This window comes from Gordonia sp. JH63 (assembly GCF_009856645.1).
GTDB lineage: Bacteria > Actinomycetota > Actinomycetes > Mycobacteriales > Mycobacteriaceae > Gordonia > Gordonia hongkongensis.
The window spans coordinates 1,838,274-1,863,865 of record NZ_CP047235.1 but is presented as its reverse complement, the minus strand read 5'-3'; the positions used below and the strand labels follow the sequence as shown (position 1 = coordinate 1,863,865).

Annotated in this window: 16 protein-coding genes and 1 riboswitch; of the genes, 9 read left to right on the top strand and 7 right to left on the bottom strand. The window is 69.0% G+C overall.

Annotated features, from left to right (window positions below):
- Window positions 1-25: 25 nt before the first annotated feature.
- Window positions 26-3,415 carry a pyruvate carboxylase gene (locus GR168_RS08405; protein WP_058250629.1) on the bottom strand — a complete coding sequence of 1,130 codons (3,390 nt, stop codon included), beginning with the start codon at window positions 3,413-3,415 and terminating at the stop codon, window positions 26-28.
- 524 nt (window positions 3,416-3,939) lie between these two features.
- Here GR168_RS08405 and GR168_RS08400 point away from each other — a divergent pair.
- The 7 genes from GR168_RS08400 (at window position 3,940) to GR168_RS08370 (ending at window position 13,618) form a co-directional block, all read left to right on the top strand.
- Window positions 3,940-4,725, top strand: a complete 786-nt coding sequence (locus GR168_RS08400) for an SGNH/GDSL hydrolase family protein (protein ID WP_159370511.1) — start codon at window positions 3,940-3,942, stop codon at window positions 4,723-4,725.
- A gap of 113 nt (window positions 4,726-4,838) precedes the next feature.
- Window positions 4,839-6,335, top strand: coding sequence for an MFS transporter (locus tag GR168_RS08395; RefSeq protein WP_159370510.1), 1,497 nt, complete (start codon window positions 4,839-4,841; stop codon window positions 6,333-6,335).
- Between the two features lie 181 nt (window positions 6,336-6,516).
- Window positions 6,517-7,365, top strand: a complete 849-nt coding sequence (locus GR168_RS08390) for an FAD binding domain-containing protein (protein ID WP_159371873.1) — start codon at window positions 6,517-6,519, stop codon at window positions 7,363-7,365.
- Window positions 7,362-10,127 (top strand): molybdopterin cofactor-binding domain-containing protein, encoded by a 2,766-nt coding sequence (locus GR168_RS08385; RefSeq protein ID WP_159370509.1) that lies wholly within the window; start codon window positions 7,362-7,364, stop codon window positions 10,125-10,127. The genes GR168_RS08390 and GR168_RS08385 overlap by 4 nt, the downstream gene beginning before the upstream one ends.
- A 174-nt stretch (window positions 10,128-10,301) precedes the next feature.
- A complete protein-coding gene (locus GR168_RS08380) occupies window positions 10,302-10,730 on the top strand; it encodes a hypothetical protein (RefSeq protein WP_159370508.1) in 429 nt (142 codons plus the stop codon).
- 102 nt (window positions 10,731-10,832) lie between these two features.
- A complete protein-coding gene (locus tag GR168_RS08375) occupies window positions 10,833-12,284 on the top strand; it encodes a hypothetical protein (RefSeq protein ID WP_203235913.1) in 1,452 nt (483 codons plus the stop codon).
- Window positions 12,281-13,618: a diacylglycerol kinase family protein gene (locus tag GR168_RS08370; protein ID WP_159370506.1), complete on the top strand. Its 1,338-nt coding sequence runs from the start codon at window positions 12,281-12,283 to the stop codon at window positions 13,616-13,618. Before GR168_RS08375 ends, GR168_RS08370 begins: the two co-directional genes overlap by 4 nt.
- A gap of 12 nt (window positions 13,619-13,630) precedes the next feature.
- Here the strand turns inward: GR168_RS08370 and GR168_RS08365 are convergent, their stop codons facing one another.
- Together GR168_RS08365 and ppk2 are read right to left on the bottom strand one after the other, a co-directional pair.
- Window positions 13,631-16,411: a cation-transporting P-type ATPase gene (locus tag GR168_RS08365; RefSeq protein WP_159370505.1), complete on the bottom strand. Its 2,781-nt coding sequence runs from the start codon at window positions 16,409-16,411 to the stop codon at window positions 13,631-13,633.
- A gap of 65 nt (window positions 16,412-16,476) precedes the next feature.
- Window positions 16,477-17,310: a polyphosphate kinase 2 gene (gene ppk2 / locus GR168_RS08360; RefSeq protein ID WP_238995051.1), complete on the bottom strand. Its 834-nt coding sequence runs from the start codon at window positions 17,308-17,310 to the stop codon at window positions 16,477-16,479.
- 196 nt (window positions 17,311-17,506) lie between these two features.
- Here ppk2 and GR168_RS08355 point away from each other — a divergent pair, with 196 nt between their 5' ends.
- Window positions 17,507-17,788, top strand: coding sequence for a hypothetical protein (locus tag GR168_RS08355; protein ID WP_203235912.1), 282 nt, complete (start codon window positions 17,507-17,509; stop codon window positions 17,786-17,788).
- 48 nt (window positions 17,789-17,836) lie between these two features.
- On the opposite strand, the gene GR168_RS08350 is transcribed toward GR168_RS08355, so the two are convergent.
- The 4 genes from GR168_RS08350 to GR168_RS08335 all read right to left on the bottom strand — a co-directional run bounded on the left by GR168_RS08350 (window position 17,837) and on the right by GR168_RS08335 (window position 20,765).
- Window positions 17,837-19,063: an acyl-CoA dehydrogenase family protein gene (locus tag GR168_RS08350; RefSeq protein WP_058250638.1), complete on the bottom strand. Its 1,227-nt coding sequence runs from the start codon at window positions 19,061-19,063 to the stop codon at window positions 17,837-17,839.
- Between the two features lie 113 nt (window positions 19,064-19,176).
- A complete protein-coding gene (locus GR168_RS08345) occupies window positions 19,177-19,674 on the bottom strand; it encodes a histidine phosphatase family protein (RefSeq protein ID WP_159370504.1) in 498 nt (165 codons plus the stop codon).
- A 17-nt stretch (window positions 19,675-19,691) separates the two neighbouring features.
- Complete coding sequence (locus GR168_RS08340) at window positions 19,692-20,522, bottom strand: CbtA family protein (RefSeq protein WP_065630731.1); 831 nt, start codon at window positions 20,520-20,522, stop codon at window positions 19,692-19,694.
- A 6-nt stretch (window positions 20,523-20,528) separates the two neighbouring features.
- A complete protein-coding gene (locus GR168_RS08335) occupies window positions 20,529-20,765 on the bottom strand; it encodes a CbtB-domain containing protein (protein WP_065630754.1) in 237 nt (78 codons plus the stop codon).
- Window positions 20,766-20,800: 35 nt separating this feature from the next.
- Window positions 20,801-20,961: riboswitch (cobalamin riboswitch) on the bottom strand.
- A 17-nt stretch (window positions 20,962-20,978) separates the two neighbouring features.
- On the opposite strand from GR168_RS08335, the gene GR168_RS08330 reads away from it, so the two are divergent.
- Entirely contained in the window at window positions 20,979-25,589 is a 4,611-nt protein-coding gene (locus tag GR168_RS08330) for an ATP-dependent helicase (RefSeq protein WP_065630730.1), read from the top strand.
- The last annotated feature ends 3 nt before the right edge of the window (window positions 25,590-25,592 follow it).

The window sequence follows — 25,592 nt, the reverse complement described above, 5'->3', positions numbered from 1 at the left end:
GCCAGGCGCCCCGCCGCCGATCTGCTCAGCGGATCTCGATCAGCAGATCCCCCGGCGCGACCTGCGTCACCTGTCCGATGGCGAGTCGGGTCACGGTGCCCGCGACCGGGGCGGTGATCGCCGCCTCCATCTTCATCGCCTCGATGGTGCCGATCGTCGCGCCGACGGCGACCTCGTCGCCGACGTCGACCGACAGCGACACGACGCCCGCGAACGGGGCACCGATGTGGTGCGGGTTGGAGCGGTCCGCCTTCTCCGCCGACGCGACAGCCGAGTCGACGGAGTGGTCGCGCACCGCGATCGGGCGCAGCTGACCGTTCAGGACGCACATGACGGTCCGCATGCCCTGCTCGTCCGGTTCGCTGACCGCCTCCAGCCCGATGAGCAGATCGACACCGGGTTCGAGTTCGACGCGGTGTTCCTCGCCGTAGCGCAGTCCGTAGAAGAACTGGTTGGCCGAGAGCCTCGACGTGTCACCGTAGGCCTCGTAGTGCTCCTCGAATTCCTTTGCCGGACCGGGGAAGAGCAGGTGGTTGAGCCGGACCTGACGGTCACGACCCGGCTTGTCGAGGATGGCCTCGTCGTCGGCGGACAGTGGGGTGACCTCGGGGGCCGGCGCGCGGCCCTGCAGCGCGAGGGTGCGCAGCGGTTCGGGCCAGCCACCGGGTGGGTCGCCCAGCTCGCCGCGCAGGAAGCCGATCACCGAGTCCGGGATGTCGTAGGACGCCGGGTCGGCCGCGAAGTCCGAGGCGGTGATGCCGCGGCCGACCAGCGCGAGCGCGAGGTCGCCGACGACCTTCGACGACGGGGTCACCTTGACCAGTCGGCCGAGCATCGAATCAGCGGCGGCGTACGCCTGCTCGACGGCCTCGAACCGGTTGCCCAGCCCGAGGGAGATGGCCTGCTGCCGCAGGTTCGACAGCTGCCCGCCCGGGATCTCGTGCGAGTAGACCCGCCCGGTCGGCGCCGGGAGACCGGACTCGAACGGCGAGTACACCTTTCGCAGCGCCTCCCAGTACGGCTCGAGGTCACACACCCGCGCGAGGTCGATGCCGCTGTCCCGCTCGGTGTGGGCGGTCGCGGCGACGATCGCCGACAGCGGCGGCTGGCTCGTGGTGCCCGCCAGCGCGGCACTGGCGCCGTCGACCGCGTCGGCCCCCGCCTGCCACGCGGCCATGTAGGTCGCCAGCTGTCCGCCCGGGGTGTCGTGGGTGTGCACGTGGATCGGCAGATCGAACTCACGCCGCAGCGCCGACACCAGGGTGGTCGCCGCGGGAGCGCGCAGCAGACCCGCCATGTCCTTGATCGCCAGGACGTGCGCGCCCGCCTCCACGATCTGTTCGGCCAGCCGCAGGTAGTAGTCGAGCGTGTAGAGGTCCTCGCCCGGGTCGGACAGATCGCCGGTGTAGCTCATCGCCACCTCGGCCACCGCCGTACCGGTCTCGCGGACCGCGTCGATCGCGGGTCGCATCGCGTCGATGTTGTTGAGCGCGTCGAAGATCCGGAAGATGTCGATGCCGACGTCGGTCGCCTCGGACACGAACGCGGTCGTCACCTTGGTGGGATACGGCGTGTAACCGACCGTGTTGGCGCCGCGCAACAGCATCTGCAGACAGATGTTGGGGATCGCCTCCCGCAACTGCGCCAGCCGATCCCACGGGTCTTCCTTCAGGAAGCGAAGCGCCACATCGTAGGTCGCCCCGCCCCAGCACTCGACGGACAGCAGTTCGGGGGTCAGCGCGGCCACGTACGGCGCCACGTTGAGCAGCCCGTTGGTGCGCACGCGAGTCGCGAGCAGCGATTGGTGCGCATCGCGGAACGTCGTGTCGGTGATGCCCAGCCGCGGGTTCTCGCGCAGGTCGCGCGCGAACCCCTCGGGTCCGAGCTCCAGCAGACGCTGCCGCGAGCCGTTCGGCGGCGAGGCGAGCACCGAACGCTCGACGGTGGGCAGCTTGTCGCGCGGGTACACCGTGGTGGGCCGCTCACCGTGCGGCTTGTTCACGGTGACGTCGGCCAGGTACGACAGGATCTTGGTACCGCGGTCGGCTGACGAACGCGAGGTCAGCAGACCGGGACGCTCGTCGATGAACGAGGTCGTGACGCGCCCGGCGCGGAAATCAGGATCGTCGAGCACCGCCTGCAGGAACGGGATGTTGGTCGCGACGCCACGGATTCGGAACTCGGCCACGGCGCGGCGCGCACGCCGCACCGCGGTCGGGAAATCCCGTCCGCGACAAGTCAGTTTGACGAGCATCGAGTCGAAGTGGCCACTCACCTCGGCGCCGAGGTTCGCACCGCCGTCGAGCCGGACGCCGGCACCGCCGGGGCTACGGTAGGCGGTGATGCGCCCGACATCGGGCCGGAAGCCGTTGGCGGGGTCCTCGGTGGTGATCCGGCACTGCAGCGCGGCACCGCGGATGCGGATCGTGTCCTGGGTCAGTCCGAGATCCGCCAGCGACTCCCCCGATGCGATGCGCAGCTGCGCGCTGACGAGGTCGACGTCGGTGATCTCCTCGGTCACCGTGTGCTCGACCTGGATACGCGGGTTCATCTCGATGAACACGTGGCGACCCTGTTCGTCGAGCAGGAACTCCACCGTGCCCGCGCACGAGTAGCCGATCGATCGCGCGAAAGCCACTGCGTCCGAGCAGATCTGCTCGCGCAACTCGTCGGAGAGGTTCGGTGCGGGCGCGAGCTCGATCACCTTCTGGTGGCGGCGCTGCAGGCTGCAGTCGCGCTCGTAGAGGTGGATGACGTTGCCGTAGGTGTCCGCGAGGATCTGCACCTCGATGTGCCGCGGGTTGACCACGGCCTGCTCCAGGAACACCGTCGCGTCGCCGAACGCGGCCTCGGCCTCGCGCGACGCGGCCGCGATGGCCTCGGCGAGGTCGGCACGCTCGTCGACGCGGCGCATCCCCCGCCCGCCGCCACCCGCGACCGCCTTGACGAAGACCGGGAACTGCATGTCCTCCGCCGCGGCGAGCAACTCGTCGAGATCCGACGACGGCTCCGAGCTCGCGAGCACGGGGATCCCCGCCGCCTTCGCCGCGGCCACCGCGGTCGCCTTGTTGCCGGTCATCTCCAGGATGTCGGCGCTCGGGCCCACGAAGGTGATGCCCGCCTCCGCGCACGCGGCGGCGAGACCCTGGTTCTCCGACAGGAATCCGTAACCGGGGTAGATAGCATCGGCGCCACACCGGACCGCCGCGCCGACGACCTCGTCGACCGACAGGTAGGCCCGCACCGGATGTCCCGGCACCCCGATCTGGTAGGATTCGTCGGCCTTCAGCCGGTGCACCGAGTTGCGATCCTCGTACGGGAAGATCGCGACCGTGCGCGCGCCCAGTTCGTAGGCGGCGCGGAATGCGCGGATGGCGATCTCGCCGCGGTTGGCGACCAGAACCTTGTCGAACATCGTGGTGTTCTCTTTCTCTCACGCCTGCGCCGGTCCGGCGCGTGCTCAGCGACTCGCACAATCGCGGTGGAGATCGCGCGAACAAACTCCCGGCGGGCACGGATCGACGCGAATGTCCCGACGACGCCGACCCGTTTCCACGGGCAGTTCACGTCGTGATCCTACTCACCGAGACCGGCCGTTCGGCCACCCCCTCACACCGCCTTCGACCCCCTCGGAAACCGTGCTCCCCGACGCCGTCCACCGCGTCGGAAAGGCGGCGGCACGGCACTGTGACGCCTCGGGAAAGGTGATCGAAAACAATTGCCGCGCAATGTACGTGGCACTCATTGCCGCAGTGTTGAGAAATACTCTCCAGCAGGATTCGACAATGAGAGATCCGCAGCGTCGGAAATTCGCGAATGCCGATCGGTCGCTCCGTCGGAATGCCGACCGATCGCTCTGTCACGGGCTCGCTTTGTCGGCCGACGGCGCACGGGATTAGCGTCGTCGGAACCACTCCGATCCGACCGGAAGGCGTTGCCGTGGGCTTCACCCGTTACGTCGCCTTGGGCGACTCGTTCACCGAGGGAGTCGGCGATCCGGACCCGGCCCGACCCAACGGGGTACGCGGGTGGGCCGACCGTGTCGCCGAACAACTCGCCGCCGCGGCGTCCGCCGAGGGCGGGGCGGACTTCGGCTATGCGAACCTGGCCATCCGCGGCCGGTTGCTCGACGAGGTGCTCGCCCAGCAGATCGGCCCGGCGATCGCCCTGGAGCCCGACCTGGTCACCATCTACGCCGGCGGCAACGATCTCATGCGCCCGTCCCTCGACCTCGACGCGATGATCGCGCGGTACGACGCGGCCCTGCGCGACCTGACCGCGACGGGCGCCACCGTCGTCGTCTTCACCGCCTACGACACCGGATGGGCTCCGGTGTTCCGGATGCTGCGTGGACGGGTCGCCATCTACAACGAGCTCGTCCGGGCGGTCGCCGAGAAGCACGGTGCACTGATCTGCGACTTCTGGCGGATGGCCGGTTACGACGACTACCGCATGTGGGACGCCGATCGCCTGCACATGTCGCCGCTCGGTCACGCACAGATGGCCGGCCGGGTCCTCGACCTGCTCGGCGTCGACCACCACATCACGCCCGAGACGCTGGCCGCCGCCGCGGTCGCCACCCGCCGGGAGCAGCGGCGACAGAACGCGGAGTGGGCCCGCACCTTTCTCGGCCCCTGGGTGGTGCGCCGCATCCGCGGCGTCTCGTCGGGCGACGGACTCACCCCGCGCTGGCCCCGTCCCGTCGGCCTGGCAGACCTCGCTTAGCCCGGACGCCGGGGCTTCCCGCCGGGTGCGAACGTCTGCACCCGCGACCCGCCGGATAACCTGGTCGTTCGGAGGTGTGCACAATCGATGAGCGGAACCAGCGGGATGTCGGCGTGACCAGCCGCACCGACGCCGACGGGACGACGGACAGCACTCCGGACCTCCCGCCCCCCGATCCCACCGCCGAGAAGCCCCACCCGCGACTTGCGGTGGCCGTGCTCTGCCTCGCCGGCATCGTCGTCGCGCTGATGCAGACGATCATCGTGCCGCTGATCCCTCAGCTGCCCGCTCTGCTCGACGCCGACGCCTCCGACACCACGTGGGCGATCACCATCACGCTGCTGCTCGGCGCGGTCGCCACCCCCATCGGCGGGCGGATCGGCGACATGTACGGCAAACGCCTCGCCATCCTGGTCAGTCTCGGCTTCGTCGCAGCGGGTTCCGTGGCCTGCGCGGTCGCGACGTCGCTCCCGCTGTTCATCATCGGCCGCGGCCTCCAGGGGCTGGGTTTCGGCATCGTCGCGCTCGGCATCAGCGTCATGCGCGACATCGTCCCGCCCCGCCACCTCGGCTCGTCGGTGGGAACGATGAGCGCCTCACTCGGTATCGGCGGGGCGCTCGGGCTCCCGGTCGCCGCCCTCATCGCCCAACACGTGAGCTGGCACGCCCTGTTCTGGTCGTGTGCGGGTGCCGCGACGCTGGCCGGTGTCGGCGTGGCCCTCACGGTCCGCTCCACCGCCAAGCCCTCCGGCGGACGGTTCGACGCGCTCGGCGCCCTCGGTCTGACGGTGCTCCTCGTCTGCCTGCTGCTGCCGTTGTCCAAGGGCGCCGAGTGGGGATGGTCCGCTCCGCTGACGCTCGGTCTGTTCGCCGGCTTCCTCGTGTCGCTGGGGGTGTGGGTCCTCGTCGAACTCCGTCGCGACAGTCCGTTGATCGATCTCCGCATCCTGGGCAAGCGCCCGCTGCTGTTGACGAATCTGGCCTCGATCGCGACCGGTTTCGCCTTCTACGCGATGCAACTCATCCCGATCCAGTTGCTGATGGCCCCGACGAACAGCCCGGACGGCTTCGGGTACGACATGGTGCACGCGAGTCTCATCCTCGCGCCCAGCGGTCTGGTCATGTTCGTGTTCTCACACATCAGCGGTCGCATCAACGCCGTCTTCGGCGCCCGTATCTCCCTCGCCCTGGGCGCGGTCATCATCGGCATCGGCTACGTGACATTCATCGTCGGGATCGCCGGCCCGTGGGACCTCACCTGGATCCACATGATGGTCATCGCCTGCTGCATCGGCGCGGGCCTCGGCATCGCCTACTCGGCGATGCCGGCCCTCATCATGCAGTCGGTCAGCGTGGAGCAGACCGGCGAGTCCAACGGCGTCAACGCCCTCATGCGGATCATCGGCACCTCGACGGCCGCCGCCGCGGTCGGCATGCTGCTGACGTGGTCGATGATCTCGGTTCCCGTCGCCGACGGCACCGCGATCGAGGTGCCGACCGCCGAGGGCTACCTGTGGGCGTCGGCGATCGCCCTCGTCATGAGTGCGATCGCCGCCGTGGTCGCCTTCGCGATTCCCGCGCACGGCCGCAGCACCGAGACCCCGGTCTGACGACCCGGTCACCTGCGGGCCGGGTCGCCGGCCCACGAGATGCGGACCGTACCGGATGCACGTAGCGTGACGCCGTGCTTCTCTCGACGTCGATCTCCGCGATCCGCTCCGACGGGCGCATCGGCCTCGTACGGTGGGAGCCACCCACCGCCGCATCCCGCCTCCTCGACAGGGCACGCTGATGGACCTCACCGCCGTCTCCCACTACCGGTTCGCGCGCACGCGGGATGAGGCGTTCCCCGCCCCCGGCGAACAGATCGTCGCCGGGGGCACCTGGGTGTTCTCCGAGCCGCAGCCGGCGACCACGGGACTCGTCGACCTGAGCGAGATGGGTTGGGCACCTGTCGAAGACCTCCCGGGAGGTGGTCTCCGGATCGCGGCCACCTGCACGATCGCCGAACTCGTCGCACTCCCCCCGCGCCCCGGCTTCGTGGCCCACCCGATGTTCGCGCAGTGCGCGAACGCACTGCTGGCGTCGTTCAAGATCTGGAACATGGCGACCGTCGGCGGCAACATCTGCCGGTCGTACGCCGCGGCGTCGATGGTCTCGCTGGCGGTCGGGCTCGACGCGACCGCCCACGTGTGGAGTCCCGATGGCTCCGACCGCGATCTACCCGTCGCCGAGCTGGTCATCGGCAACGGCATCAACCTCCTCGCACCGGGAGAAGTCCTGCGCGCCATCGACTTCCCCGCCCACGCGTTACGCGCCCGCACCGCCGTGCGCAAGATCGCCCTCGCCGAGCTCGGTCGCTCGGGGGCCGTGGTGACCGGGCGGGTCGACGACGACGGCGCCGCCATCTTCGGGATCACCGCGGCCACCGAATGGCCGACTGTGCTGCGCTACAACGGGTTACCGACCCGCGACGCGCTGCACGACGACATCGTCGCGGCAAGTGGCTATTACACCGACGCACTGGGTTCGGCCGACTGGCGCCGCGGCGTCTCGGCGGTGCTGGGCGAGGAGATCCGCACGGAGTTGTCGTCGGCGACGAACGGAATCAAGGACATGGGATTCGGAGCCGGCGCATGAGATTCGAGGTCAACGGAGAGTCGCTCGACGCCGAACCCGCTGCGGGACAGTGCCTTCGGATGCTTCTTCGCGAACACGCGCACTACGAGGTCAAGAAGGGCTGCGACGCCGGCGACTGCGGGGCGTGCTCGGTGCTCGTCGACGGACAACCCGTGCACTCCTGCATCTATCCCGCTCACCGCGCCGCCGGGAAGTCGGTGACGACGGTGGCCGGGCTCGGCACCCCCGACGACCTGCACCCCGTCCAGCAGTCATTCGTCGACAACTTCGGATTCCAGTGCGGTTTCTGCACCGCGGGAATGATCGTGACCGCCTCCACCGTCACCGCCGAGCATCTCCCCGACCTGCCGCGGCGGATGAAGGGAAACCTGTGCCGCTGCACCGGTTACCGCTCCATCCGGGACGCGATCACCGCGGCCGCCACGGGCACCGCGTCCCCCGCTGCGCCCGCGGAGCCCGCGCAACGGCCACTCGTGGGCGAGTCGGTCGCTCCGCTCGCCGCCCGGCGCGTGGTGACCGGGACCGAGCCGTACACCTTCGACGTCCCCACGCCCGGGACGTTGCACATCCACGTACTCGGTTCGCCGCACGCGCACGCACGGATCACCGCCATCGACACCACCGACGCCGCCGCGCTACCCGGCGTCGAGCTGATCCTCACCCACGAAAACGTCTCCACTCCGCGGTTTTCCACGGGACGCCACGAGAGCCGCCTCGAGGATCCCGACGACACACTCGTCTTCGACCCGGTGGTGCGATTCGTCGGTCAGCGGGTCGCCGCGGTGGTCGCGTCGTCCCCAGCGGTCGCCGACCAGGCCCTGGCGCTCATCGACGTCACCTACGAAGTGCTCCCCGCGGTCTTCGACCCGGAAGAGGCCAGAAGCCCCGGAGCCCCACTGCTGCATCCCGATCGCACTCCCGCCGACCGGGTCGCCGAGGCCCATCGGAACGTCATCGCCACCTTTCACGAGGGGTTCGGCGGTGACGTCGACGCCGCACTCGCCGCATCGTCGGCGACTGTGCACGGCACCTGGTCCAGTGGGCGGGTCTCGCACGCCCAGTTGGAGACCCACGGGTCGATCGGGTGGTTCGACGAACACGGGCGCCTCGTCATCCGGACCAGCACCCAGGTCCCGTTCCTGGTCCGCAACGAGCTCGCGCTCCTCTTCGATCTGCCGCCGGAGCGTATCCGGGTCTTCAGTGCCCGGGTGGGCGGTGGATTCGGCGGCAAGCAGGAGATGCTGACCGAGGACCTCGTCGCCCTGGCCGTGCTCCGCACCGGCAAACCCTGCGCCTACGAGATGACCCGCACCGACGAACTGACCCGGACCACGTACCGGCACCCGATGCGGGTCACCGTCGACGTCGGCGCCGACGAGGACGGCAGGCTGACGGGCCTGCGGGTGAACCTGTTGTCGGACACCGGCGCCTACGGCAACCACGCGATCGGCGTGATGTTCCACGCCTGCGCCGAATCGGTGTCGGTGTACAACTGCCCGGTGAAGCGGCTCGACGCCGAGGTCGTCTACACCAACAACCCGCCCTCGGGCGCGTTCCGCGGTTACGGCCTCGGCCAGGTGGTCTTCGCCGTGGAGAGCGCGATGGACGAACTCGCGATCGAACTCGGCATCGACCCGTTCGAGTTCCGACGCCGCAACGCCGTCGCCGACGGCGATCCCCTCCTCATCGCACGCGCCGATCCCGAGGTCGACCTGGTCTACGGCAGTTACGGACTCGACCAGTGTCTCGATCTGGCCGAGCGTGCATTGCACGCCGGCAACGGGGTCGAGGCACCGTCGGGAGATCGCTGGCACGTCGGCGAGGGCATGGCCATCGCCGCGATCGCCACCATGGCCCCGCGCGGGCACTTCGCCGACGTCACCGTCGCGGTCGACGCCGCCGGCACGTACCACGTGGGCGTGGGCACCGCCGAGTTCGGCAACGGCACGACCACGGTCCACGCCCAGATCGTCGCCACCGCGCTGTCGACCGGACTGGACCGGGTCTCGCTGTGGCACGGCGACACCGATGCCGTCGTGCACGACACCGGGGCGTTCGCCTCGGCGGGCACGACCGTGGCCGGGAAGGCGCTGCACTCAGCATGTCTCGCGTTGCGTGACGTCCTCGTCGACGCCGCGGCGCGGCTCACCGGAACGGACCCGGCACAGGTCGGCCTCGGCGTGGAGGGCGCGCTCGTCGACGGCCGGATCGTCGGGTTCGGTGATCTCATCGGCGCTGTCGATCCGTCGAACCGGGTCGAGCACCCCGCGGGAGCGCGCGCCGTCGCCGCGGGCGCCGAACGCGGGGAGATGCGGTCCATCGCGTTCAACGTGCAGGCCTTCCGCGTCGCGGTCGACACCGAGACCGGCACCGTTCGCATCCTGCAATCGGTGCACGCGGCCGACGCGGGCACCGTGATGAACCCCGAGCAATGTCGCGGCCAGGTGGAAGGTGGTGTCGCGCAAGGCATCGGCACCGCGCTCTACGAGGAGATCATGATCGACGACGGCGGACGGCCGATCACGAACGTCTTCCGGGTGTACCGCGTCCCGCAGATGGCCGACATCCCCGTCACGGAGGTCTACTTCGCCGAGACCAGCGACGAACTCGGCCCGTTCGGCGCCAAATCGATGAGCGAGTCACCGTACAACCCGGTCGCGCCGGCGCTCGCGAACGCCATCCGTCGCGCACTCGGGAGCCGGCCCGTCGAGACGCCGATGTCACGCGACCGCATCTGGCGACTCGCTCGGCAAGAGACCTGACCCTTTTTCGTTAGCAATGCGCATCGGTTTGCGCGGCAACGGCATCGAGTTCCGGCACATGGTCACAATTCTGGGCCCGCTCTCGCCGAAACGGTTGCGGGGCGGCATGACTCGTAGGACACTCCCCCTGTACGGGTAGTCCACAGTCAAGGTTGTCCAGAGAAGGGCGTCGTCATGACTCACACCGCACCCACCCACGAGAACAACCGTCCATCCACCTCACAGAACATCGCCGCGGGGACCTCCATCGGCGCCGCGATCATCCTCATCGTCCTCGGTGTCATCCAACTCTTCCAGGGCATCGCCGCGGTCGCCGAAGACGAGGTCTTCGTCCGCGGCGTCGAGTATGTCTACAAGCTCGACTTCACCACGTGGGGCTGGATTCACATCGCCCTCGGGGTCGTGATGGCCGGCGTCGGCGTCGCACTCGTCACCGGCGCGACCTGGGCGCGGTTCACCGCGATCGTGATCGCCGGCCTGTCGATCATCGCCAACTTCCTGTGGTTGCCCTACTACCCCTGGTGGTCGATCCTGATCATCGCTCTCGACATCGTGGTCATCTGGGCCGTCTCGACCTGGCAGCCGAAGGCCGAATACCGCTAGATCCCGACCCACGCTCCACCGTCGAGGCGCCCCTCGGCGGTGGAGCGCGTTCTGTCAGCACCGGAACCCCAGACGATCAGCGGCCGGAAGGGCGGCGTCGAGATGACCACGGACACCAACGGACAGAGCGCGGAGCCGAGCGTCGGCATCACCGACTCCGAGCGCGCCGAACTCGAACAACTACGAGCCGAGGTCGCGCGCCTGCGCGACGCGGCCGGCACCGGGCCGGCCACCAAGACCCCCGACCCGACCCGGCGGAACCGGTGGCGCTGGTTCGCCGTCGCGGTCCTGTGCATCCTCGTCGCCGTACTCGCCATCACCTCGGTGACTTCGCGGTTCGTCCGTGGCGAGATCCTCGACACCGACCGCTACGTCAGCACCGTCGCTCCGCTCGCCTCGGATCCCGCAGTGCAAGCCGAGATCTCGAACACGATCACCGATGAGATCTTCAGTCGCATCGACGTCGAGGGACTCACCGCGGCGGCGCTGACGACCCTGACCGACGCGGTTCCGGCCACCGAGAACGCACCACGCGTCGATCGGGCGGTCGAGGGTCTCGCTCCCGTCCTGGCCGGCCAGGCCCGCGGCTTCGTGCAACAGACCGTGTCGTCGTTCGTCGCCAGCGATCAGTTCGAATCCCTGTGGCTGCAGGCGAATCGGGCCGCACACACCGCCCTTGTCGCGGTCGTGACCGGTGACGTCGGACCGTCGTCGGTGACCGTGGACGACTCCGGCACCGTCAGCATCTCGCTCGGCACCGTGATCGACAACGTCAAGGCACGCCTCCTCGACCGCGGCTTCACCTTCGCCGAGAAGATCCCCGCCGTCGACAAGCAGTTCGTCCTGTTCCGCTCACCCGAACTGGTCCGCGCCCAGCGTGCCGTCTCGGCACTCGACACCGCCGCCGACGTCCTGCCCTGGCTGACGATCGCGCTCGCCTTCGCCGCCGTGGCCGTCGCACCCCGCGGTCGGCGTCTGCGGGCCCTCTCGCTCGCCGGACTGTCACTCGTCCTCGCCATGCTCGTCCTCGCCATCGCGTTGCTGATCGGCCGAGCGCTCTATCTCGACGCGATGCCGCCCGACATCCTCGCCCCGGATGCCGCGGCCGCCACCATCGACACAGTGCTCGATCCGCTGCGGTTGGCGCTGCGTGCCGTGGCGGTCCTCGGGCTCGTGGTCGCCGTCGGGGCCTACCTGCTGGGCGGGTCCGCCTCGGCCACGGCCGTCCGGCGCGGATTCGGCCACGGACTCGACTCGGTGCAGCGGATACGACGCTCGCGGCCGCCGAATGCCTTCGAGGAGAGCCTGTTCCGCGCGCGAATCGCGTTGCGCAGCGCGATCATCGGCATCGCGGCGCTGCTGCTCGTCTTCTGGAGCTATCCGACCGGTCTGGTGGTCCTCCTCATCGCCGTCTTCGGACTCCTCGCCCTCCTGATCCTCGAACTCGTGATCAGGCCGGCGAAGGACTGGGCCGCCCAGGACCGGAGCGAGGAGCCGGATCCGCCGGATCAGCAGACGCCCGATGAGGCGACGCCGGCCATCGAGACGGTATGAGTCAGGCGTCGGTCGCCGCCGAGGTCGCGCCGCCCACGACACGCAGATGGTGGGCGCGCGCGGCCATGGCGCTGACCGTCGCCGCGATCCTGCTCCCGGTGGCCGCCGCCGGCCTCCTCCGCCTGCTGGGCCTCCTGGCGATCTGTGGTGTCTGTGCCGTCGTCATCGTCGCCGCGGTGTACTGGTTCCTCATCAGCCGTGGTGTCCTCCGCATCGTCTCGGCCGCTCTCGCGGTCCTGCCGGTGGCGGTTCTCGTGGTGTTCCTCCTTCGCGAGCGACAGCTCTGGGTCGTGATCGCTGCCGCGCTGCTGGCGGCCGCCGCGGTCGGATGCGGTCGGCGCGCGCTGCGGCCGTCCCGCATCGACTCCCTGATGCCCGAACACCCGGCGCCGGACGTCCACCGCCCGTTCATCATCATGAACCCGCGTTCGGGTGGCGGGAAGGTCGTCCGATTCGATCTGCAGCGCAAGGCCGAATCCCTCGGCGCCGAGGTCGTATTGCTGGACGGGCCGGTGGAGATCGACGTGGAGCAATTGGCACGGGACGCGGTGGCGCGCGGGGCCGACCTGCTGGGTGTCGCGGGAGGTGACGGCACCCAGGCCCTCGTCGCCGGAGTCGCGGCCGAGGCGGGCGTACCCTTCCTGGTCATCAGTGCCGGCACCCGAAACCATTTCGCGCTCGATCTCGGGCTCGACCGTCAGGACCCCGCCCGGTGTCTCGACGCGCTGCGCGACGGCGTCGAGTTCCATGTCGACCTCTGTCACATCAACGGTCGGCCGTTCGTCAACAACGCGTCGTTCGGCATCTACGCCGAGGTGGTCCAGAGTCCGCAGTATCGAGATGACAAGACACGCACGGTGTTACGCATGCTTCCCGACCTCCTGGGCAGAGGGACGAGGTCGGGTCTGCGGGCCGTCGTCGGCAGCGAGACCATCGCCGATCCCCAGGCCGTCCTCGTCAGCAACGGCCCCTATGCCACGAACGACGTGGCCGGGCTCGGTCGCCGCACCCGCATCGACGAGGGACGGCTCGGGGTCGTCACCGTCTCGGTGTCCGACACCCGGCAGGCCGTCGGCCTCCTGCGGCGCACCCACGACCGCGGACTCGTCCAGCGCATCGCCACCGAGGTGACCGTCGACGCCGACGCCGAGGTCATCCCGGTCGGGGTCGACGGTGAATCGTTGCAGCTCACGACGCCGGTGCGGTGCACCATCACGCCCGGGGCGCTCCGCGTACGGGTCCCCCGGCACCGGCCCGAGACCCGGGTCGCGCCACCACAACTGGACTGGCTGCAGTTGTGGTACCTGGCGTGGAACCCACACCGGGCCTCGTAGCCGCCCGTTCGGTCAGCGAAGAGCTCGCCGGGGTGCCACCGCTTCCACGGCCGAGATCGCGGACACCGCCGGACTCCGGCGACGTCGCACCCACTTCTCCGCCTCCACCACGACGGGGATGATCAGCGACCATCCGATGCAGGCGAGCCACTGGCCGCCGGTCAGCGAGGTCGTCTGCAGCAGGTCTTGCAGAAATCCGAGCTCCACCGCGAGCACGGTGACGATGATCGGGATCGACAGGATCTTCACGGCGTTGACGATCGGCGGTGTGAGGCCCGACTCCGGATCGCGCCGCATCACCAACCCGGCGAACACCGAACCCAGGGACAGCACCACGAAGCCCATGGTCATCGGGACGTTCGGTTCGGTCGGGCTCATCGGACCGGGCGCCACCATCATCGCGACGAAGGTCACCGCGAACTGCAGGACCCCGTAGGCGAACCACTGCACGAACGACGCGCGATTCGTGATCGGCTGTTTCGGGTCCCGTGGTGGTTTGGCCATCAGATCCGGTGCCGGCGGGTCCTGCATGATCACGATCACCGGGAACAGGGTGATGAAAAAGTGCTGGAAGACCACCATCAGCGGCGCCAGCGCGACGCCCTCGTTGATGTCGAAGATGCTCGCGACCAGGAACAGGAGCACCAGTGAGAACAGCTTGGACATCTGGTAGCGGATGTAGGCGACGATCTTGTCGTAGACGCTGCGCCCCAACCGGATCGCGGTGATCAACGTCCCGAAGTTGTCGTCGGTGAGGATCAGCTTGCCGGCCTGCTTGGTGACCTCGCTGCCCGAGCCCATCGCCACCCCGATGTCGGCCTTCTTCAGCGCGGCCGCGTCGTTGACCGCGTCGCCGGTCATCGCGACGACCGCGCCCTGGCGCTGCATCACGTCGGCGAGCCGGAGTTTGTCCGACGGCGTGACACGCCCGAACACATGCAACCGCGGAAGCGCCTCGGCGAGTTCCTCGTCGGACATCGCGGCGAGTTCGGTACCGCTGATGGCCCCGGGACCGAGTCCCAGCTGCGCACCGATCGCCGACGCGGTTCCCGTGTGGTCCCCCGTGATCATCCGCACATCGATCCCCGCGGCGTGCGCCGTCCGGACGGCGTCGACGGCCTCGGCACGCAACGGGTCGATGATCCCGACCATCCCGACGAAGACGAGATCGTCCACGAACGCCATCGGGTCGGCGGTCACCTCGTCCTCCCGGCCGTCGAGCACGCGCGCGGCGAAGGCCAGCACACGTAGGCCCTCGGCCGACATCTGCTCGTTGGCCGCCTCGATCTCGGCCCGGACCTCCGCCAGCTCCACCCTCTCCCGTCCGGGGCGGAACGCCCAGCGGCAGCGGTTCAGCACGACATCCGGACCGCCCTTGACCATCTCGACGAAACGGACGGTGCCGTCCACCGGCAGCCGGTGGAACGTCGCCATGAACTTGTAGGCCGAGTCGAATGGAACCTCGGCGAGACGGGGATAGGTCTGGCGGGTGAGTGGCGCGTCGACCCCCATCTTGGCTGCCAGCACGATCAGCGCCGCCTCGGTCGGATCGCCGATGACGGCGCCGGCGTCCGACACGGTGGCGTCGCTGTCGAGGCACAGTCCGTACGCGAGCATGGTGAAGTCGGGAACCGGCTCGCCCGCCGCCTGGGTGATGCTCCCGGTCTTGCCGTAGCCCTCACCGTCGACGGCGAACCACTGACCGTGGAAGTACAACGAGCGCACCATCATCTGGTTCATGGTGAGCGTCCCGGTCTTGTCCGAGTTGATCAGACTCGTCGCGCCGAGCGTCTCCACGTCGGTGAGGTTCTTGACGACCGCCTTCGCATCCGCGAGCTGCCGGGCCCCGAAGGCCAGCATCGCCTGGACGAAAGTGGGCAGACCGGAGGGTATCGCCGAGATGCCCATTGAGATACCGAGCAGCATCACCGTCGCCAGGTCTTGTCCGCGCACCAGCCCGATCACCACGATGATCGCCACGGCGGTCCAGGCGATCACGCCCAGGATCTTGGTGAGTGAATCCAGCTCGCGCTGCAGGGGTGACCGCTGTGGGGCGATCGCCGACAGCATCGACGCGATCTGTCCCATCTGCGTCCGCATCCCGGTCTCGGTGACGACCATCGTCGCCGTGCCGCGGGTGACCGAGGTGTTCTGGAAGAGCATGTTGCTGCGGTCACCCAGGGCCAGCTCGACATCGGTGAGCGCGGCGGGGTCCTTCGGGATCGGCGCGCTCTCGCCGGTCAGCGCGGCCTCCTGCGTCTCCAGCGTGGCGGCCCGCACCAGACGTCCGTCGGCCGGCACCAAGTCGCCGGCTTCGAGCTGCACGATGTCCCCGGGAACGAGTTGCGCCGCGGGAACTTCCACCAGGACTCCACCCCGGACCACGCGGGCCTGCGGAACCTGAATCCGCGCCAGGGCGTCCACGCTGGCCCGGGCCTTCAGCTCCTGCCGAGTGCCCAGCACCAGGTTGAGCACCACCAGGGCGGCGACCACCAGCGCGGTCGAGACCTCCGCGATCACCAGGCTGACGATCACCACGGCGATCAGCATCAGGTTCATCGGATCCTTGAGCTGCAGCAGCACCAGTGCAGCCACCGACGGGGCCGGTTCCGCGGCGATCACGTTGTCGCCGAACCGCGTCCGTCGGTCGTCGATCTCGGCCGACGACAGTCCACCGGTGCTGTCGGACTCGAGCGCCGACACGACGGATTCGACGTCCTGGACGTGCCAGGCCGGTGCGGGGGCGTCGTCCTCCCGACGTTCCGGTGACGACGGCGGGCGTGCGATGGCCATACAACTCTCCTGCCTCGGGCTCGGGCGGTGTCGTGACTACTCGACTGCGGTTCGGTTTCGGGTCGTCAATACGGGGTCGGGATCCAGTGCAGGGCCTGCTCGGGTGGCCGATAGTCCTTGGCCTTCTGCCGCTTCGGCAGTTCGATCCGGGGACGTTCGAGCGGCGTGTAGGGAACCTGACCGAGAAGGTGCTCGATCACATTCAACCGACCCCGTTTCTTGTCGTCGGTGGAGACGACATACCAGGGCGCCCAGCCCGTGTCGGTGAACCGGAACATCTCGTCTCGGGCCCGCGAATAGTCGTACCAGCGGCTGTAGGACGCGAGGTCCATGTCGGAGAGCTTCCAGATCTTCCGCGGATCGTCGATCCGGCTCTGCAGGCGAAGGGTCTGCTGTTCCTCGCTGATCTCGAGCCAGTACTTGAGCAGGATGATCCCCGACTCGACCATCGACCGTTCCACCGTGGGCACCTGTTCCAGGAACTGGTGTGCCTGCTTCTCCGTGCAGAATCCGAGCACTCGTTCGATGCCGGCCCGGTTGTACCAACTGCGGTCGAAGATGACGACCTCGCCGGCCGCGGGCAGATGCGGGATGTACCGCTGGAGGTACATCTGCGACTTCTCCCGTTCGGTGGGCGCGGGCAGCGCGACCACGCGGAAGACCCGCGGGCTCACCCTGGCCGTGATCGCCTTGATGACTCCGCCTTTGCCCGCCGTGTCCCGGCCCTCGAAGACGATGCAGACCTTCGCCCCGGTCGCACGGACCCATTCCTGCATGGCGACCAACTCGGCGTGCAGCGGTTCGAGATGCTTGCGGTACTTCTTGCCCGACATCGGGCCCGACGGGCCGTCGTGATCCGGGCCTCGGAGTTCACCCGAGGACGATGAGAAATCAGGCATGGCCGTACGCTCCCGTGGCTGGACCGAATGACTAACTGGTCATTCTGTGCCACGTCCGAGGCATCCGCGCGGTAACCGACGAAGAGGACGCGCAATTGTCGTGGCAGGTACGGGGCACACCGTCGCATGCTCGATCGTGACCAGTCGTTTCCCCGATGAGCCTGCAGCCGCAAAGGTTTTCCCGCAGAATGTCCCAATGGCTCGGGTTGAGGAGATGCTCGAAGTCGAACAGGTGATTCGACGCCTGATCGCACGGTTTCCGGTTATGGCTGTCGACGACATCGACGCACGTGTGCACGCCGTCTACGGACGATTCGCCGACTGCAAGGTCAGGATCTTCGTGCCGTTGTTGATCGAGAAAGCGGCTCGACGCGACATCGAGGACTTCCTGGCACAGCCGGACCACCTGACGCTCGTGTCGCCGACGCCCGGCACCACGCCGCAGACGGTCGAGGTCCGGGCCGACGAGGTCGCCTGAACCCGGCCCGATCGTGTCGGCATGGTCCGACACGACCGGGCCTGTTCGTCAGCCCCGCAGCAGCCCCTTGGCGACGTGGGTCACCTGGATCTCGTTGCTGCCGGCGTAGATCATCAGCGACTTGGCGTCGCGCGCAAGCTGCTCCACGCGATACTCGGCCATGTAGCCGTTGCCGCCGAACAACTGCACCGCCTCCATCGCGACGTCGGTGGCCGCCTTCGACGAGTAGAGCTTCATCGCCGACGCCTCGGACAAGCTCAGCGGCTTGCCCGCCTTGCCCCGCTCGAGGGCACTGAAGAGCATGTTCTGGACGTTGATGCGCGCGACCTCCATCTCGGCCAGCTTGAGCTGGATGAGCTGGAACTGTGCGATCTCCTGGCCCCACAGCTTGCGGTTCTTCGCGTAGTCGATCGAAAGCCGTTGCGCCTCGTTGATGATGCCCAGCGAGAGGGCGGCGATCCCGACCCGCTCCGCGGTGAAACCGGCCTTAGCGCCTTCGGATCCGCGCGCGTCCGAACCGGTGTCCTCGGTCTCGCCCAGCAGGCGGTCCTTGCCGACGCGCACGTTGTCGAAGAACAGCTCGCCCGTCGGCGAACTCATCATGCCCATCTTCTTGAACGGCTTGCCCTGGGTCAGTCCCGGCATCCCCTTGTCGAGGACGAACGACAGGACCTTACGGTCCCGCATCGGGGTGCCGCTGCCGTCGTCGAGTTTGGCGAACACGACGATGGTGTCGGCGTAGGGGCCATTGGTGATGAAGGTCTTCTGCCCGTTGAGGATGTAGTCGTCACCATCGCGACGGACCGTCGTCTTCATACCGCCCAGCGCGTCCGATCCGGAGTCGGGTTCGGTGATCGCCCAGGCGCCGACCTTCTCCATCGTGACCAGTTCGGGCAGCCACCGCTTCTTCTGGGCGAGCGTGCCCTTGCCGCGGATGGTCGAGGCGGTCAGGCCCATGCTCACGCCCAGGGATGCGACGAGACCGAGACAGACCCCCGCCAGCTCGATGTTGACCATCATGAACATCGAGCCGCCCATACCGCCGCCGTCGCCCGAGGGCTTCTTCTTCTCCCCGTTGGCCTCGGCCTCGAGTTCCTTCTCGAGAGCGTCCTTGGCCATCGCGTCGACACCGAAGCTCGACAGCAGTTTGCGGGTGATGTCGTAGGGCGGCAGCGTGCCGGATTCGAGTTCGTCGAGATGTGGCCGGATCTCCTTGTCGATGAACGCCCGCAGGGCGTCCCGAACCATCAGATCTTCTTCGGACCACTCGAACATCGTCACACTCCCAGACCGGTGTCCGCGCAGGGGCGAACACGTTTCAGTTTTGTCGTTCCCAACTGTGTCAGGAGTCACTGCCGATGTCTAGGTACGTCGTCGCAGATCTGTTCCTACCGAGCATCGGTGCAGGTGTAGAGGGTGGCGGGACGCACCTCCCGCGCGAAGAACCCGTCCGCATCGACGCACAGCAGGGCCTGCGCCACCGACATCGCGACCACCACGTAGCCATCGCCGTGCTCGGCCTGCCCGGCACGCCAGGCATGGACTCGGTCGACGAACCGCGCGACACTCTCACCCCCGTGCGGGCGGGCCTCCGGGTCGGTGAACCACCCGCCGAGGTCGACGGGGTCGATCTCCTCCGGGGACAGGCCCGACCACGCACCGACATCGAGCGTCCGCAGCGCGTCGTCGACGATGAGGCCGCCTGTCGCGCCGAGTATCTCGGCGGTGGCGCGGGTCGCCGCCTCCGGGCCGCAGATGTCGATCGGGCGCGTGAGCGACGCGCTCAGAGCGAGCACGTCGCGTCGACCCCGCGGATCGAGGTCCGGGTCACCGCCGAACCGCACCGACCGGTTGGGGCCGGTGCGCCCGGCGGTGATGATCTGCATGTCGTGCGGTGACCGCCTCAGTTCGGCGCGGAGACCGCGCGAGCGCGGTCAGTCGCCCGCGACCGGGCCATCGCCCCCACGATCAGTGCGAACGAGACGGTGAGAACCGTCCACAGAATGACCTGGTTGGCGATCGCATACACCCGGAAATCCCCGATCACGTCACCGGGGAAGCCCGGGAACACGACCTGTCCGGCGCCGTCGCGGACCGGGCCGGGGACCTCGCTGAACGACGGCAGGAAGGCGAGCACGATCGCGATGCCGGCCAGATACGCGACCGTGGCGGCGACCGCCGAGACCAACCCACCGATGCGCGGGCGCAACCACGACGCCAGGACCACCGCCGCGATGGCGAGGATCACCGACGACACGGTGATGGTGAGGAAGGCACCGGTTCGTTCACCGATGGTGTCGTCGTCGCCGACGGCAGGTGGATTCGCCGGGTAGGCGAAGAACGGGACAGCGAAGACGGCGACGAAACCGATGCCGCCGAGCACGCCCGCGACCGCACGGGGATCCGTGGCCGGGTGACGGCTGCCGACGTGGCTCCACAAGACCGTGAACGCCACCGCGAAGAACGCACCCATGCAGACCGCGAACACGACGTTGCCGATCCCCGCGCCGAGGTTCTCCTGCATCGCGCGGGTGAACAACTCTCCGCCCTCACCATGGGTGTGACCACCCGGTTCGGCGGCATGGGCCAGGGCCTCCTCGGCCGCCGAGCGGGCGCTCTCGTAGTCGATGGCCTTGCCCACGACGGGTTCGAGGTAGAACCGTGCGAACACGAACGAGACGATGCCGGCGATCAGACCTGCTAGCAGGCCGGCGCCGATGAACTTCTTCTCCATGTCGACTCAGTGGCAGGGGAAGCCGAGGAAATGGCGGGCGTCGTGCACGAACTCGTGCACATGGGTGTCGGAACCGAAGACCGACACGACTCCCTGGTCGTAACCGAGGAAGTAGTACGCCAGCCCGGCGAGCAGCACGGTCAGGCTGAGCCAGAGCGCCGCGCTCGCGACGGAGATGTTCGGTACGGGCAGGGCACGGGCCGGGGCGACCGGTGATGCTGACTGGGTACGGGGAGCTGTCATGGTGGGTCCTTTCGCCGATCTCGCGTCGGAGAGTTCACGGGTGGTGCACGCCGGCACGGCATCCTGACTCACGCATGCCCCGTCACGTCGACCGTGTCGATCTGGGCTGCGTTCACAGTGGCGCGACCGTTCCGGACTCTCACCGGATTCCCCGTACAGGCGTGAGGAGACTGTATACCGCGTTCTGTCGTACGCGTGCGACATAGTGGAGAGATGCCCCGCCCCTCGGTGCTCGACCGCTTCACCGCCCCCACCCGGCGGTGGTTCTCGGGTGCGTTCACCGCGCCCACCGCTGCGCAGAAGGGCGCCTGGACCTCCATCGCCGACGGCGCGAACACCTTGGTCATCGCACCGACCGGGTCCGGGAAGACCCTGGCCGCGTTCCTCTGGGCTCTCGATCGGCTCGCCGCCGACGCCGGCAATCGTCCCGCGGGCACCAAGGTCGTCTACATCTCGCCGTTGAAGGCGCTGGCCGTCGACGTCGAGCGCAACCTGCGCGCACCGCTGACCGGCATCACCCGGGCGGCCCAGGAGCTGAACCTTCCGGAGCCCAACATCACCGTGGGCGTGCGGTCGGGCGACACCTCCGCCGCCGATCGGCGTGCGCTGGTCAAAACCCCACCCGACATCCTCATCACCACCCCCGAGTCGCTGTACCTGATGCTCACCTCGGCCGCGCGGGAGAGTCTCACCGGCGTGGAGGCGATCATCGTCGACGAGGTCCACGCGGTCGCCGCGACCAAACGAGGTACCCATCTCGCGCTGACCCTCGAGCGCCTCGACGAACTGCTGGACAAACCCGCCCAGCGGATCGGCCTCTCGGCGACGGTCCGCCCGCCCGAGGTGGTCGCGGGGTTCCTGTCCGGCGCCGCGCCGTGCCAGGTGGTCAAACCCAAGGCCGACAAGACATTCGACCTGCGCGTCGACGTCCCCGTCGAGGACATGGCCAACATCCCGCCGCCGGTGTCCGATGCCGACCCCGCGGCGCTGGACGACGCGTTCTCGCCGACTGCCGGCTCGTTGTGGCCGTACGTCGAGGCCTCGATCGTCGACCAGATCGAGGCGAACCGCGCCACGATCGTCTTCGCCAACTCCCGACGCCTCGCCGAGAAGCTCACCGCTCGGCTCAACGAGATCCACGCCGAGCGCCACGGCGAGCCTGCCGAACCGACCGGCAATCCGTCGGTCGCGGGCGGCGCCCCGGCGTTCGTGATGGGCAGCGGCGCGAGCTCCGGCGCCGAGCCGGTTCTCGCCCGCGCCCATCACGGCTCGGTCAGCAAGGAGCAGCGCGCCCAGATCGAGGACGACCTGAAGGCAGGCCGCCTCTCGTGTGTGGTGGCCACCAGCTCACTCGAACTCGGCATCGACATGGGTGCGGTCGATCTCGTCATCCAGGTGGAGTCCCCGCCGTCGGTGGCGAGTGGACTGCAGCGGATCGGCCGCGCCGGGCACCAGGTCGGCGAGATCAGCCAGGGCATCCTCTACCCCAAGCACCGCACCGATCTGCTGCACTGCACGGTGACGGTGGGCCGGATGCTCGACGGCGCGATCGAGGAGATCAAGGTCCCGCAGAATCCGCTCGACATCCTCGCCCAGCAGACCATCGCGGCGGCCGCGGTCGACGACCTCGAGGTCGATCACTGGTACGAGGTCGTCCGGCGCGCGGCGCCCTACCGTGAACTGGGCCGGGGCGTCTTCGACGCGACCCTCGACCTGATCGCGGGCCGCTTCCCGTCCGACGAGTTCGCCGAACTGCGCCCCCGGGTGAACTGGGACCGCGACGCCGGGGTCATCACCGGCCGGCGCGGCGCCCAGCGGCTCGCCGTCACCTCGGGCGGGTCCATACCCGACCGCGGACTCTTCGGCGTGTTCATGGTCGGCGAGAAGGCCACTCGCGTAGGCGAACTCGACGAGGAGATGGTCTACGAGTCCCGGGTCGGCGACGTGTTCGCGCTGGGCGCCACCAGTTGGCGGATCGAGGACATCACCCACGACCGCGTACTCGTCTCCCCCGCGTTCGGTCAACCGGGCCGGTTGCCGTTCTGGATCGGTGACGCGATCGGACGCCCCGCCGAACTGGGCGCCGCGATCGGCGCCTTCACCCAGTCGATCGCCGATCCCGGGAAGCTCGACGACCAGGCAGACCGACTCGGGCTCACCGACAACGCCCGCAGCAACCTCGCGACACTCATCGCCGAGCAGCGCGAGGCGACCGGACACCTGCCCACCGACCGCACGCTGGTCGTCGAGAGGTTCCGCGACGAGCTCGGCGACTGGCGGGTGATCCTCCACTCCCCCTACGGCTTACGTGTACACGCCCCCTGGGCCAGTGCCATCTCGCAGCGCCTGCTGGAGACCCTCGGCATCGAGGGCGCCACCACCGCCTCCGACGACGGCATCATCCTGCGGATGCCCGACACCGACGACGCCCCTCCCGGAGCCGATGTGTTCCTCCTCGACCCCGACGAGGTCGAGCAACTCGTGACCGACGGTCTGGCCGACTCGTCGATGTTCGCGTCCCGTTTCCGCGAATGCGCCGCGCGCGCCCTGCTCCTGCCGCGACGGGATCCGGGCCGGCGCGCCCCGCTGTGGCAACAGCGCCAGCGCAGCGCCCAACTGCTCTCTGTCGCATCCAAATTCCCCGACTTCCCGATCGTGCTCGAAGCCGTCCGCGAATGCCTGCAGGACGTCTACGACCTCCCCGCCCTGCTCGATCTGCTGACCCGCATCCGCACGCGCCGGATCCGGGTGGTGGAGACCGAGACCCAGAGCCCGTCTCCCTTCGCCGCGTCGCTGCTGTTCGGGTACGTGGGTGCGTTCATGTACGCCGACGACGCGCCGCTCGCCGAGCGCCGCGCGGCCGCCCTCTCCCTCGACACCAGCCTGCTGGCCCAGTTGCTCGGGCGCGTCGACCTGCGCGAGCTCCTCGATCCGGCGGTCATCGCCGACGTGATCGCCCGGCTCCAACGCCTGTCCCCCGAGCGTCAGGCGCGCGACGCCGAGGACATCGTCGACCTGCTGCGATGGCTGGGCCCGCTCACCACCGAGGAGGTCGCGGCCCGGTATCGCGGCGACGAGCCGGCCGCCGATCTGCTCACCGAGTTGCACCGGGTCGGGCAGATCATCTCGGTCAACCACAACGCACGTGCGCTGTGGGCGGCCATCGACGACACCGCCCGCCTCCGTGACGCTCTCGGGGTGCCCGCACCTCTCGGCATCCCGGCGGCCTATCTCGAGGAGGTGCCCGACCCCGTCGGAGACCTCATCGGCCGGTACGCCCGCACCCATGGCCCGTTCACCGTGCCCGAGGCCTCCGCGGCTCTGGGTATCGCGACCGGGGTCGTGCGCGACACCCTCAACCGTCTCGCATCGGAGCGACGCGTCGTCGAGGGTGACTTCCTGCCCGATGCCGGTACCGGCCCCCGGGACGGGCAATGGTGTCACGCCGACGTGCTGGGTCAGATCCGACGCGGTTCCCTGGCGGCGAGCCGCGCCGAGGTGGCTCCCGTCGGTACCGACGTCCTCACCCGGTTCCTCCTCGACTGGCAGCACGCGTCGTCGGGCACCCAGCTCCGGGGTGTCGACGGGGTGGCGACGGTCATCGACCAGCTGGCCGGGTTCCCGCTGCCGGCGTCCGCGTGGGAGTCCCTCGTACTGCCGGCCCGGGTGTCCGATTACGCAGCGCCGATGCTCGACGAACTGCTCAGCGCCGGTGAGGTCATCTGGTCCGGACACGGTCGCATCGGGAACTCCGACGGCTGGGTGGCGCTGCATCCCGCGGACGTCGCCGTCCTGACGCTGCCCGACGCCGACGAGATCGACACCACCCCGGTCCACGACGGGGTCACGGCCGCACTCGAACCCGGTGGTGCCCTGCGGTTCCCTCAGATCGCCGCCGACATCAGCACCGGCACCACCACGCCGGCCGCCGACATCGAGACCGCCCTGTGGGACCTCGTGTGGGCGGGGCGGGTCAGCAACGACAGCTTCGCGCCCGTCCGGGCCCTGCTGCAACCGCGGCGCAGCCCGTCCGCACCGCGCTCGGCGCCCGCGCATCGGGCACGCGGACGCGCACCCCGGCTCCGGGCCGGCCGCCTGTCGGCCCGGTACCTCACCGAACACTCCGTCGCTCCCCCGGTGTCGCCGACGGCGAGTGGCCGCTGGTTCGCCCTCGACCACCCGTCCACCGAGCCGACCATCGCCACGCAGGGCCTCTGCGATCAGTTGCTGACCCGATACGGCGTGATCACGCGCGGCAGCGTCGTCTCGGAGGAGGTGACCGGCGGCTTCGCGCGGGTCTACAAGGCGCTCACCGTCTTCGAGGACAACGGACATGTTCGTCGCGGCTACTACGTCGACGGCCTCGGCGGGGCGCAGTTCGCCTCGCCGGCCACGGTCGACGAATTGCGCCGGCATGCGCTGCCCGATCGCAAAGCGCCCCGCGAGGCAACCGTGCTGGCCGCGACGGACCCGGCCAATCCCTACGGGGCGGCGCTCGAGTGGCCGGCGTCTCGCGACACCGAGGCCGGTCACCGCCCGGGCCGCAAACCGGGGGCGCTCGTGGTGATCGTCGACGGTGACGTGGTGTGTTTCGTCGAACGCGGCGGCAAGACGCTGCTGACGTTCAGCGACTCGATCCCGCGGCTGGAGTCGGCCGCGGGCGCGCTGGTCGCACTGGTCCGGCGTGGCCGGATCGCACGTCTGACGATCGACCACATCGACTCGGAACCCGTGCGCGCCACCGACTTCGGCAAGGTGCTCGTCGAAGCGGGATTCTCGACGACCCCGCGTGGCATCCGCCTGCGTTTCGGTGATCATGCCTGAGGC

Bases quoted from the DNA above. Each gene is read 5' to 3' on its own strand.
- GR168_RS08355 (WP_203235912.1), top strand. From the start codon at position 17,507: ATGGCTCGGGTTGAGGAGATGCTCGAAGTCGAACAGGTGATTCGACGC.
- GR168_RS08385 (WP_159370509.1), top strand. From the start codon at position 7,362: ATGAGATTCGAGGTCAACGGAGAGTCGCTCGACGCCGAACCCGCTGCG.
- GR168_RS08365 (WP_159370505.1), bottom strand. From the start codon at position 16,411: ATGGCCATCGCACGCCCGCCGTCGTCACCGGAACGTCGGGAGGACGAC.
- GR168_RS08350 (WP_058250638.1), bottom strand. From the start codon at position 19,063: ATGTTCGAGTGGTCCGAAGAAGATCTGATGGTTCGGGACGCCCTGCGG.
- GR168_RS08390 (WP_159371873.1), top strand. From the start codon at position 6,517: ATGGACCTCACCGCCGTCTCCCACTACCGGTTCGCGCGCACGCGGGAT.
- GR168_RS08405 (WP_058250629.1), bottom strand. From the start codon at position 3,415: ATGTTCGACAAGGTTCTGGTCGCCAACCGCGGCGAGATCGCCATCCGC.
- GR168_RS08340 (WP_065630731.1), bottom strand. From the start codon at position 20,522: ATGGAGAAGAAGTTCATCGGCGCCGGCCTGCTAGCAGGTCTGATCGCC.
- GR168_RS08335 (WP_065630754.1), bottom strand. From the start codon at position 20,765: ATGACAGCTCCCCGTACCCAGTCAGCATCACCGGTCGCCCCGGCCCGT.
- GR168_RS08345 (WP_159370504.1), bottom strand. From the start codon at position 19,674: ATGCAGATCATCACCGCCGGGCGCACCGGCCCCAACCGGTCGGTGCGG.
- GR168_RS08380 (WP_159370508.1), top strand. From the start codon at position 10,302: ATGACTCACACCGCACCCACCCACGAGAACAACCGTCCATCCACCTCA.
- ppk2 (WP_238995051.1), bottom strand. From the start codon at position 17,310: ATGCCTGATTTCTCATCGTCCTCGGGTGAACTCCGAGGCCCGGATCAC.
- GR168_RS08330 (WP_065630730.1), top strand. From the start codon at position 20,979: ATGCCCCGCCCCTCGGTGCTCGACCGCTTCACCGCCCCCACCCGGCGG.
- GR168_RS08375 (WP_203235913.1), top strand. From the start codon at position 10,833: ATGACCACGGACACCAACGGACAGAGCGCGGAGCCGAGCGTCGGCATC.
- GR168_RS08370 (WP_159370506.1), top strand. From the start codon at position 12,281: ATGAGTCAGGCGTCGGTCGCCGCCGAGGTCGCGCCGCCCACGACACGC.